General features: G+C 73.2%; 7 protein-coding genes. 2 read left to right on the forward strand and 5 right to left on the reverse strand.

Features of this window, described 5'->3' with window-relative positions; all coding sequences use genetic code 11:
- Positions 1 to 259 precede the first annotated feature (259 nt).
- Entirely contained in the window at positions 260 to 2,902 is a 2,643-nt protein-coding gene (locus ABEA87_RS29390; RefSeq protein WP_345635084.1) for a S8 family serine peptidase, read from the reverse strand.
- Between the two features lie 560 nt (positions 2,903 to 3,462).
- Here ABEA87_RS29390 and ABEA87_RS29395 point away from each other — a divergent pair.
- Positions 3,463 to 3,936 carry a molybdenum cofactor biosysynthesis protein gene (locus ABEA87_RS29395; protein ID WP_345635086.1) on the forward strand — a complete coding sequence of 158 codons (474 nt, stop codon included), beginning with the start codon at positions 3,463 to 3,465 and terminating at the stop codon, positions 3,934 to 3,936.
- Between the two features lie 280 nt (positions 3,937 to 4,216).
- Positions 4,217 to 4,615, forward strand: coding sequence for a hypothetical protein (locus ABEA87_RS29400; protein WP_345635087.1), 399 nt, complete (start codon positions 4,217 to 4,219; stop codon positions 4,613 to 4,615).
- A gap of 33 nt (positions 4,616 to 4,648) precedes the next feature.
- Here the strand turns inward: ABEA87_RS29400 and ABEA87_RS29405 are convergent, their stop codons facing one another.
- The 4 genes from ABEA87_RS29405 to ABEA87_RS29420 are packed head-to-tail and all read right to left on the reverse strand — an operon-like array spanning position 4,649 to position 11,301.
- A complete protein-coding gene (locus ABEA87_RS29405) occupies positions 4,649 to 6,613 on the reverse strand; it encodes a hypothetical protein (protein ID WP_345635088.1) in 1,965 nt (654 codons plus the stop codon).
- 13 nt (positions 6,614 to 6,626) lie between these two features.
- The gene (locus ABEA87_RS29410; RefSeq protein ID WP_345635090.1) at positions 6,627 to 7,769 is read right to left on the reverse strand and encodes a VWA domain-containing protein; all 1,143 of its coding nucleotides are present in this window, start codon (positions 7,767 to 7,769) and stop codon (positions 6,627 to 6,629) included.
- Positions 7,766 to 10,228 carry a DUF5682 family protein gene (locus tag ABEA87_RS29415; RefSeq protein ID WP_345635091.1) on the reverse strand — a complete coding sequence of 821 codons (2,463 nt, stop codon included), beginning with the start codon at positions 10,226 to 10,228 and terminating at the stop codon, positions 7,766 to 7,768. Before ABEA87_RS29415 ends, ABEA87_RS29410 begins: the two co-directional genes overlap by 4 nt.
- Positions 10,228 to 11,301, reverse strand: a complete 1,074-nt coding sequence (locus ABEA87_RS29420; protein WP_345635093.1) for an ATP-binding protein — start codon at positions 11,299 to 11,301, stop codon at positions 10,228 to 10,230. The genes ABEA87_RS29415 and ABEA87_RS29420 overlap by 1 nt, the downstream gene beginning before the upstream one ends.
- Positions 11,302 to 11,407 lie beyond the last annotated feature (106 nt).

Here is an 11,407-nt window from a genome sequence, read left to right on the forward strand (position 1 = left end):
TAGCGGTGACCGAACACCTCTCCTCCTTACTCTGACACCGATGTGACGGTTGCTATGACAATTCACCGATGAACGCGGCTTGTTGCTGAGGGGTTGCTGATGCGGGGTGCCGATGCGTCTTGCCTTGCTGAAAGGACCGGCGAACCCGGGCCGTGCGGGGCCCGTGGACATACGAGGTTTTCGCGCGCACGCGCGACGAAGGTACGGATCGGAAATGGCGGCACGCCGAGCGCGGGGGACGCTCGGCGTGCCGGCCTGCTCAGCGCGTCAGGTGCGCGTCGCCATAGACGGTCTGGGTGAATTCCTTACCGCTCATGGTGAGGTTGAGCATCACGTCGATTTCCCAGGTGCCCGGCACCGGATCGGTCGTGGCGAGTTGCGCGGTGGCGACCGGCTGACCGTCGACCGTCTTCGGCGTGGTGTCGGTGGTGACCACCGCGCCGCTGGGATCGATCAGGTAGAACGTGTACTTGTTGTCCGGGCTGGCATCGGCGGTGTGGAAGTCGATGTCAAGCGCCGACGTGCCGGCCGGTACCACCAGGTCGTAGGTGCTGACCTGGCCCACGGCGCGGCCCACCGCCGAGGTGATCAGCGTGTTGAACGCGCCGCCGCTGGATGGAATCAGAGTGCGGCGGGCCACCGGCAGCGAGGCAACCGCACCGTTGGTGGCCGTGAACTGCACCGACTCGGGGTGGTCGCCGGGGGCCTTCGGCATGAACACGTGCAGCGGAACCGTGGCGCTCGAGTGCGCCCCGATCAGCGTCGGCAGCAGCGTCGCGGGGGAGTAGCTCCAGTTCTGGCCGGAGATCCGGAACGACATGGGCCCGGTGTAGCTGCCCGGCACCGCCGGTGCCACCGCCAGGTCGACGTCCTTGCCCGACCACAGGACCTTCGCCGTCCAGGTGCCCGGCTGCGGCTTGGTCACCTCGGCGTGCTGGTCGTTGGAGACCGAGCCGATGGCGCCGTTGCGCCCGGCCGACCCGTCGTCGTACGAGAGCTGCTCGAGGCGCCCCTGGGGGTCGAACAGGGCGAAGCAGATGATGTTGCCGTTGGTGGGGTCGGGCCAGATCATGTCCGCGTCGAGCCGGTCCAGACCGGCCGGGACCTTGAACTGGATGGGCGCCGCCGCCTGAGCCCCCTCGGCCGGCACCGGCAGGGCCGGGTCCGGGGCGCTGATGTTCTCGGTGACCGTGCGCCCGATCTGCTTCGGTGCGCCGAGTTCGCGGTAGACGCCGCCGACCAGGGCCGGGGTGCTGCCGGTGTTGTAGAGCCGCACCGAGGTGTTGTTGAGCTTCCCGCCGTTGCCGGTGAGGTCCAGCTGCGAGGTGCCGGAGACCAGGCTGGCACCGCCCGCCGGGGTGGGGTGCCCGCTGCCCTTGGTCGCGCCCGGCATCACCTGCGCCGCCTTGACGGCCGCGTAGATGTTCAGCAGGCCCGAGCCCTGCTGGTCGGCCGGGGCGCCGAGGTCGGTGGCGGTGCCGGTGAGGATCTGCTTGATCTGCGCCGGGGTGGGGCTCGCGCCGGCGTGGGTCTCCCGGTACGCCTGGATCACGTCGGCGGCCGCGCCGGCGATCAGCGGTGCCGATTCGCTGGTGCCACGCATCGACTCGGTCGGGTACCCGGCGGGGCAGGACACGGAGCAGTCCGCCTCACCGAAGTAGCCCGGTGCCACCAGGTCGACCATCTTGTTGGTCGGCGCCGTACCGCCGGAGGAGATGGCGGCGATGTTGTTGCTCACGTAGCTGGAGTACCCGTGCGCCATGGCCACCAGGCGGAAGTTGTCCACCGCGCCCGCGGCGATGACGTTCGGGTCGGCCGAGATGGGGTTCATCGTGCCGGAGCTACCGCTGTCACCGGAGGAGACCACCACCGTGACGCCCGCGGCGACGGCGGCGTCGTTGGCGACGTGCGCGACGGTCGGGACGCGTGCCTCCGCCCCGCCGTAGGACTCGGAGATGACGTCCGCGTGCTGCGAGATGACCGAGTTGTCGATGTTGGCGACGATCTGCGATTCGGCCAGCAGCAGGTTGGAGCTCGGCGGGGTGTCGATCTGCGAGGCGTCCACAAGGGAGGCATCCGGGGCGTCGCCCTTGATGGTGAAGGTGCAGTTGGCCGGTACGTTCGAGTTCGGCAGCGCCCCCGCGTAGCTGAACACGACGTTGCCCTGCGCGGCCACCGAGGAGGCGTCGCCGTAGGCCTCGTCGTTGCTGGCGTCGACGGTGTAGTCCGGCGCGTTGATGACCACGTGCGAGCCGTCGGCCCGCTGGAAGTCGGGGTTGCCGGCCAGCTTGTTCATCCCGTTGATGGCGACCACGACGCCCTTGCCCGTGGCGATGGAGTTGGCCATCTCCGCCGAGTGCGGGTTGCCGGTCGAGGCGTGGATGTCGGCCATCGCCTCGGGTTCTTGTGCCGGCTTGCCCGGCTCACCGGGGATGGTAGGGCAGGCCGCGGGTGTCGGCTTCTTCACCGACGCCGCCGAGGGTTGTGCGGCGGCCTGCGGCGCCGACTGGTCAGCCAGTGGGGTAGTGGCGTCCGGGACGATCTGCGAGACCGCCGGGTCGTCGCGCAGTCGCCCCACCTCGTCGGCGGAGAGGTGCGCGGCGATCGCGTTGACGCTGACCAGTTGGCTGATGTCGGTGCCGCCGTGGGAGCGGATGTCGGCCACCAGCGGGGCCTGGTCGCGCAGCGCCGCGGCACGGCGCTCGGTGCCTTGGGTGCGCAGGTTCAGGTCGGAGTGCTGGTCTTTCAACACCACGATGACCGCTCCGCCCGATGCGGCGGAGTCGTAGACCGGCGCGGCCGCCGCGTCTGGCGCGGCCGAGGCGGGCGAGGCCACCCCGGCCGCGACGGCGGCGACGGCCGTGACCAGGCTGAGCGGGCCGGCCGCCGCGATGGCGCCCAACCGCCGGAAACGGCCCGCCGCGCCGCGGTCTGTGCCGCCGGCGCCCGAGGAACGAGAGAATGAGAGGAGTGGAAGAGACCCAGGTCTCACGCGTCGACCTTTCTATCGTCGGTCGTCGCATTCAGAATCGACCGATCGACATTTAGGAATCACCAGGGCTGCACGATGATCGTGCCTAGGTTTGCCCCCGGTGTCAACGGGCACGCGTCGGATCCGCTCGGCCCGGCGGACGCGGCTACGGCATGAATTCCTTGCGTGACAAGGGTTCTGGCCAGGCAAGCGGTGCCAGTGGCGGACACTCACGTCTGTCCACATAGGAGCATGGTCGTGCGGTGGCTCGCCATCGACGGCGGTGACGGCCACGCGAAACGCTATCGCCTATAGGAGCGACCCCGGTGATCCTAAAGCCATCTCGGGCGCCGTGGCTTTCTACACCTGTCGAGTGCCGACCGCTGGTAAGACGAACGCCTGACACTTGCGGATCTCATTGACTCATGATTACATCGACCTTTGTAGCCTATTCCGGGTGCGGCGGCGGCAGTCTTCGTAGACTCGAACCCGTGCCCGACATCGTCGAATTGCTGGCCTCGCCCGTGCATCGCTACGAGGGCCGGCCCGCCGACGGTCCGGCACCGGCCCCGCCCGGCGAACTGGTCGAGCGGATCCAGATCCGGGAGGGGCTCGGCATCGTCGGCGACCGGTACTTCGGCAAGCCCGCCCACCGTGATGCCAGCGTCACGGTGATCGCGCGGGAGTCGCTACCGCCGGGCGCGGGTCTGCTTCAGGTCAGGCGCAACATTCTCGTCTCCGGCATCCCCGTCGACGAACTCGTGGGCCGGGTGTTGGCGCTGGACTCGGGCGACGGTCCGGTGCGGCTGCGGGTCGGTCGGCGGGCGAACCCGTGCGCCTGGATGGACGCGGCCATCGGCCCGGGGGCCTGGCGCGCGCTGCGCGGCAAGGGCGGCGTGCGGTGCCGACCGCTGAACGACGGCACGCTGCGGGTCGGCCCGGTTGACGTGACGATCGGCGACTGAGGCAGCGGTGAAGCGGGGTGCGAGGGCCCCGGCCCGTGCCGGGGTGCGGCCAGAGCCCTCGCGAGGTTCCGGTTCGTCAGCCGGCCAGTTGACCGAACCACGCGCGGATCAGCGGCAGCGACGCCATTGCCGTACCCGCGTGGTCGACCTGGCCCAGGTCCTCGATCTGGGCCAGGTCCTCGATCTGGGCGTGACCGCCCTCAGGCCAACGGGCCCGCCACCTCCGCCATGCTCGCCCGCGAGTTGGGGCTGAACACCGGCGCCACCAGCTACCACCTCCGTGAACTGGCGCAGCACGGCTTCCGTGGCGGAGGTGCCGGAGCAGGGGCACGGTCGCGAACGGTGGTGGCGTGCCGTCGAGATGGACCTGCGGTTCGCCCCGGCCAGCCAACAGTCGGACGAGATGAGAGCGGTCCTCGACGAGATGAACCGCCTCACCCTCGCCGCCGACCTGGAACTGTTCGCCCGGTTCCAGTTGGAGCGCGACGACCTGGGGCCGTGGGTGGACGCGATGCGCTTCTCGCGCGGATCGATCGATGTCACGGCGGCGGACTTCGACGCGTTCTTCGAGGACTACATCGCGCTCCTCAACCGGTATGCCCAGCCGGCACGGGACAACAAGGCCGAAACGCGCCCCATCGCCGTACGCCTGCTCACCTTCCCGGCGCCGCGTTCGTGAGGACCTCGGCCGCCCGAGCCCGAAGGCGGTCGGTCAGCGGTTGTCGGCGGTCACCAGTAGCCTGATCTGGGCATCCACCCAGGCGTCGACCAGCCGATCCTCGCTGTCGCAGGCCCCGGCGAGGTGCTCCAGCGCGCGCCCGCAGTGCCCCAGGCCGATCGTTGTCAGCGTGGCGGCGCAACCGCGGAGCCGGTCGGCGTAGGTCGGTGGCAGGTAGCGACCGCCGCGATGGGCCAACTCGGCGAGCAGGCCCAGGGCGTCGTCGAGCGCCAGACCCAGATCGTCGTCGGCGGCGGCCCCACCGGCGCCGTCGGTCTGGAAGGTGCCGGTCCCGGTCGCCAGGTCGGGTACTACCACGTCCTGGCCGCGAACCACCGCGAGCGGGGCGAGCACGAGCCCGCCGCGGCCCCGGCGCACCACACCGGAGACGTAGCGCGCGTCCGGCAGGGCGTCGGCCAGGGCGTCCAGGGCGCCCGGGCTCGCCGACGAGTAGACGGACGAGACCGTGGCGGTGCCGCCCGCGGTATCGGCGACCACCGCGTCGAGGCGCTGGTCGCCGGGCGAATACCGTAGGGACAGCAGCCGCGCCACCGGAAGGACCCGCACGGACTCCGCGTCGACGCGGGGGCGGATCAGGCGGGGTGGCAGGCGATCGAGCTCGGTGGAGAGGGTGGCCAGGTCCTTGGCCAGGATGCCGGGCGGCAGCTCGTCCCAGTCCCCCCGCGAGGGCAGGACGCTGTTGCCGGACAGGCGCCCGGCCGGGAGGCGTACCCGGCGGCTGGCGGTGCGTACGGCGGACTCGGTCACCACGTGCCCCGCGGCCAACGCCGCGATGGTGGCTCCGGCGACCCGGCGGGCGGCCGGGGCCAGCGTGGGCTCGCCCTCGGCGACCGTCCACCGGTGGCGCAGCACGAGCACGGTCGCGGTGGCCGGGTCGGCGAGGAAGACGTCGGCGGTGCGCTCCGGACCCGCCAGGCCGACCCGGCAGCCGAGGCCGGTCAGCCGCACGGTGCGCAGCGGAGTCTCCGATGGCTCGTCGGTGCCGAGCACACCCGAGCTGGCCGCCCCGCCGGCCGTGGCCCGGTGCCTGGCATGGACCTCGGCGAGCAGTTCGGCGAACTGCTCGGCGCGGTAGCGGGCGCTGCGCCCCGCGTACGCCGAGAGCTGATCGGCGAGGTCGTCGACGGCCAGCAGCGGCCACCGCAGCCGTGCGGCGTCGAGCGCACGGGCCCGCGCGGCGACGGCCGGCAGCAGGCCGGTGGCGTGCACCGCGCCCTCCAGCAGCAGCTCGTTCGCCAGGTCGGCCGCGGCCGCCAGCGCGGTCGGCGGCGCCTGCGCCGCGGTGCTGATCTCGACGCGTACCCGCTGGGCGGACGGGTCCCTGGCGTCGGCCGCGCGGAACGCCCAGACCGCCAGCACGACCGCCGCCTCGGTGGCCCCGCGAGCCGCGTCGCTGTGGATGTAGCCGAGATCGTGGGGGACCAGGAACCGGATGGTGCAGGAGGGAAGGTCGACGCGGGGGGCGGGGTCGGCGGCCGTGGGGCGGTGGACCGTGGCGACGTAGCCGGCGCGGGCGGTGCGCCGGGCGGCCGCGAGAGCCCGGGGACCGACGGTGGCCTCGAGCTGGGCGTCGGTGAAGTCCCCCGGCGACCACGCGACCGGGCCGCCGACCTCGGGGGCGCCCGCGGTGGCCTGCGCGGTGGCTTGCGCGGTGGCCTGCGCGGTGGCTTGCGCGGTGGCCTGGTACGCCAGCACCAGCGCGACGGCGTGCCGGCAGTGCCCCACCGCGTCGCAGCCGCAGTCGGCGGCCTCGAAGCCGCCGGGCGGCAGGCTGGTGCGCACCCCGTCGGAGAACTCGGCCCGGACCGTGCCGTCGGCGTCGGTGACGATCGCGGGTACGTCCCCGGCGTCGATGCCCTTCGCGGCCCGCTTGACCAGACCCCGGTTGGTCAGCGCCGCCAGCGCGTCGGTGGTCAGCGCCATCAGGTCGGCTCTCATCGGCTCACTGTCCTCATCGGCTCACCGTCTCGGCGATGAACTCGGCCAGGTGCGCGGGGGTCATGGCGCCCACGTGCGCGCCCACGTCGGCCAGCAACTGGGCGGTCTGCCGGTCGTACGACGGGTTCGCCTCCTCGTCGAGCGCCGCGAGCCCGAGCACGTGGCTGCCCTGCTCGACCAGCCGCCGTACCGCGTGCACGAGCGCCGACGGGCTGGCCCCCTCGTAGAAGTCGGTGACGACCGCGACGATCGTCCGGCGTGGGTTGTCGATGAGGCTCGCGCCGTAGGTCACCGCGCGGGCGATGTCGGTGCCGCCGCCGAGCTGCACCTTGAGCAGAAGCTCCACCGGGTCGTCAACGTCGGAGGTCAGGTCGACGACGTCGGTGTCGAACGCGACCAGGTGGGTGCGGATCCCGGGCAGGCCCCACAGGCAGGCTGCGGTGACGGCGGAGTGGATGACCGAACTCACCATGGAGCCGGACTGGTCGACGAGCAGGATGAACTGCCACGGCTGCAGCTGCCGGCGGGTGCGGCCGAAGAAGTACGCCTCCTCGATCAGCAGCCGGCGCTGTTCGGGCTGGTAGTGGCCGAGGTTGGCCCGGATGGTGCGGCGCACGTCGAAGTTGCGGGCCTGCCGGAACCGGCTGGGCCGCCGGGACCGGGTCCCGGTGAAAGACTGCCGGACGGTGACCTCCAACCGGTCCATCAACTCCCGCACCACCGCGGCCACTATCCGCCGCGCCAGCGCGAGCACCTCCGGGTTCATCAGGTGTTTCGTGCGCAGTACGGCCCCCAGCAGGGTGGGGTTGGGCTCGATCCGGCCGAGCACGTCCGGGTCGGTCAGCACGTCCGGGATGTTGTACCGCTCGACGGCGTCCCGTTCCAGCCGCTCGATCGTCTCCTTCGGGAACAGCTTCGTGATCTGGTTAAGCCAGTCCACCGTGGTGAGCTGGGACGGCCCGTCGCCGCCGGTCCGGGTGCGCACGTCGCGGCGAGCCAGGTCCTCGTCGCGGCCGTAGAGCCAGTCGAGGGCCGAGTCGCGGCCCGCCGCGTCCTGGCGGAGCGCGTGACCGTTGCGGCAGGCGTCGCCCGCCTCACCCAGGATGAGGCGCCAGCGCTCCAGGTTCGGGTCGAGCGGTTCCGGCGGTGTGGTCACCCGGGAGTCACCAGCCCTTCGCGGGTCAGCAGGTCGTCGACGTACGCGTCGAGCTCCCGCGCCCGTGCCAGTCGCATCGGGTCGGAGCCCAGCCGCAGCAGGCCCCGGGCCGGAACGTTGATCCCGCGGCGGGCCAGCATCGCCTCGGCGATGGCCTGCCGCTCCCGGGGCGGGAAGTAGGCGAACGCCTGGCGCAGCGCGGGCAGCCCCACCAGGAAGTCGGTCTCGGTCATCGCGCCGACCAACCCGTCCAGGATTTCGAGCAGGCCGTCGTCGGCGATCGCCTCCTCACGGGCGACGCTGAACAGCCCGGCCAACCAGTCGCCCAGCGTCGCCGGCCCGCTCGCGCCGCGCACGGCCCGCCCGGCGTCGGCGGACGAGCCCAGGGACCAGCCGACGCCGAAGGCGGCGCCCCGCAGGTCGGGCGGGGCCGTGGCGTCGGCGGCGATCCGGCCCATGACGGCCAGTACGGCATCCGGGTCCAGGCGCAGCGGCGATCCGGCGTGGCGCACGGCGTCACGGATCGCCACGATGGCGGTGAGCCGGTTGGGGTCGGCCGGCGCGGGCCCGCCGTGTACGCCCTCGGCCAGCCACAGCCCGCGGGTGACCCCCTCCGCGATGACCGCGCCCAGGACCGGGCTGCGGGCGGCGTCGAACAGCCGGTCGTGCCGCCACAGGCCCAGCGCCACGGCCAGCACGCGGCCGAGGTCGCCCAGGTCGGCGATGGTGCCGATGCCGCGGCGCAGCGTCGCCACGATCCGGTCGGCCAGCCCGATGATGCCGCACAGGGCGGCGTCGAACAGGACATCGGCGACCGCGCCCGGGTGGCCGGCCGCGAGGCCGGCGCGCTCCACCAGGATCGCGGCGGCGGCCTCGGCGAGGGTGGGCCCGTACGCCCCGGCCTCGATCAGCGCCACCAGCCGATCGTCGTGGGCCGACAGGCGCCACCGCTCCGTCAGCGCCGGATCGGCGCCCGGGCGGGGACCGCCGTCGCGGATGAACCCGGGCACGCCCAGCACGCGCAGCCGGTGCATGGTCCGGCTGCGTTCCCGGTCGGTGTCGTCGGTCAGCTCGACGGTGCGGGAGCCGTCCGCGTCCAGGCCGAGCCGGGCCAGTTCGGTCATCGCCTGACCGACCAGCGGCGGCAGCGGCGTGTCCGGGTGCAACCGGCCCACCCGGTCACCGGCGAGCGCCGCGACCATCTCGACCACGACCGGGTGGGTGCCGGCCGCCAGCCGGCCGCGGTGTGCCCACGGCAGCGGCACCTCCATCGCCTCGCCGACCAGGGCCGAGACGAGGCCGTCGAGGACGTCGGCACGGGCCGGCCAGGAGTGCCCGCGGACCCGGGCCAGGCCCTCGGCCATGGTCCGGGCCGCTATCAGGTCGGCCGTGGAGACCGGCTGGCCCCGCTGGCGCAGGCGCAGCACCACCGCCTCGGTGAGTCCGCGCGCGGCGTCGACGGGTCCGCCCTCCCAGACCCGCTGGTAGAACTCGGGCGAGGGCATGCCGGACTGGTACCCGTGGAAGGCGTCCAGCCGCTTGAAGGAGTACGGCACCAGGTAGCTCGTCCCGGTCGCGTCCGCCGGCGGCCACGGCACCTCGGGCCACGCCGGGTCGGTGGGTTCGCCCGGCGGCGCCGGGTCGATGGGCTCGCCCGGCGGCGCCGGGTCGGTGGGCTCGGCGCACAGTCGTTGGAGCGCCGGTCGGTGGAAGCCCCCGCACACCACGAGGACCGGGCCGTCGCGGCGAGCGGCCGCGGCCCGGATCCAGCCGGCCATGTACGCCTCGCGCTCCAGGTCGGACGCGGAGGCGTCGGCGTCGCCGCGCAGCATCTCGAAGTACACGTCCAGCCGCTCGCCGAGCCCTTCGACCGGAGCGGCCTCCACCAGGTGATCCCACAGCGTGTCGGCGTTGTCCATGCCGAAGGCCGCGCACAGCCGCACGGTCGCCTCGTGGTAGCGCTCCTCGGCGTCGGCGTACCGGTTTTCCCGCCGCGCGAACGCCGGATGCCACGCCGGCAGGTCGACGAACCGCACCTGGGCGCCGGCCGCCCGGCCGCTCTCCAGCGCCACCCATTCCGGCGAGTACGCGCACAGCGGGCTCCACGACGCGTGGGTGCGCTCCCCGTCCCGGTACGAGGTGAACACGGCCACCGGCAGGGCGTGGCCCAGCAGCAGCTCGTCCATCCGGTCGTTCAGGTCGGCGGGGCCCTCCACCAGCACGTGCGCGGGGCGCAGCGCGTCGATGGTGTCGGCGACGAGCCGGGCGCAGGCGGGGCTGTGATGCCGGACCCCCACGATGGTGACCGGCGCCGGGCTGGCCGCGGACGGTCCGACCGGCGGCGGTCCGACCGGCGGCGGTCCGATCGGCGGCGAGGTGGCGGGTGCCGGGGTGGGCGGCGGTGGGATTGGTGGCGCCGGGGTGGGCGGCGCCGCGGCCGGCGATGGGGCGGTGGCCATCAGCCGGGCAGCAGGTTCCGGGCGGCGTGCAGCGCCTGCCACTGCGCCCCCGGCCGGGCCCGGGCCTGCTGCTGCAGGTAGTGGCGCAGCCGGGCCAGGTCGTCGGCGTTGTCCTTGGCCGCGGTGCCGGCCAGGCAGGCCACGATGTCGCCCGCGTCGCCTGCCTCCCCGCGCAGGAACCAGCCCCGCAGCCCGACCGCGTGCGCCACCGACACCGCCTCGGCGGTGCTCATCACGGCGGACAGCCGTTCCATGCTGTCGCCGCGCTCGGTGACGCCGTCGCGCAGCTCGCGGAACGTGGTGACCAGAACCTCCAGCACGTCGCGGCGCGGCGGCACCCGGACGCCGGAGCGCAGCAGCAGCTCGGTCGCCTGCGTCTGGACCAGGTCCAGCTCGGTGGCCAGATCCGGGATCGGGAACACGGTCTCGAAGTTGAACCGCCGTTTCAGCGCCGCGCTCATCTCGTTGACGCCGCGGTCGCGGGTGTTCGCCGTGGCGATGACGGTGAACCCGTCGCGGGCGAAGACGAGCCCGTCGTCGCCGGGCAGCTCCGGGATGGCCAGCACCCGGTCCGACAGCGGTGACAGCAGGCAGTCCTGCACCTCCAGCGGGCAGCGCGTGATCTCCTCGAACCGCACCACCCGGCCCTCGGCCATGCCGCGCAGCAGCGGGGCGGAGACCAGCGACCGGGGCGTCGGGCCCTCGGCCACCAGCAGCGCGTAGTTCCACGAGTATTTGATCTGATCCTCTGTGGTGGCCGCGCCGCCCTGGATGACCAGCGTGGAGTCGCCGCTGACCGCCGCGGCCAGCAGCTCCGACAGCAGCGACTTGGCCGTGCCGGGCTCGCCGACCAGCATCAGGCCGCGGCTGGTGGCCAGCGTCACCAGCGACCGGTCGATCAACGACGGGTCACCGACGAACTTGCGGCTGATGCCGGCCGCCGGGTCGCCGGTGATGAACGTGCGCGCCGCCTGCAGGCTCAGCGCCCAGCCCGGCGGCCGCTCGCCTCGGTCGGTCTCCCGCAGCCGGGCCAGTTCGTCGGCGTAACGGACCTCGGCCGGCGGCCGCTGCACCGTCGAACCGCCCGCCGGGCTCGCCGACTCGAGGCTTGCGGAGGCCGGGTTCGCGGAGGCCGGGTTCGCGGGGGCCGGGTTCGCGGGCTTCGGCCTCGCCGGTCTC

Source organism: Rugosimonospora acidiphila, assembly GCF_039543385.1.
In the GTDB taxonomy this organism is placed as follows: domain Bacteria; phylum Actinomycetota; class Actinomycetes; order Mycobacteriales; family Micromonosporaceae; genus Rugosimonospora; species Rugosimonospora acidiphila.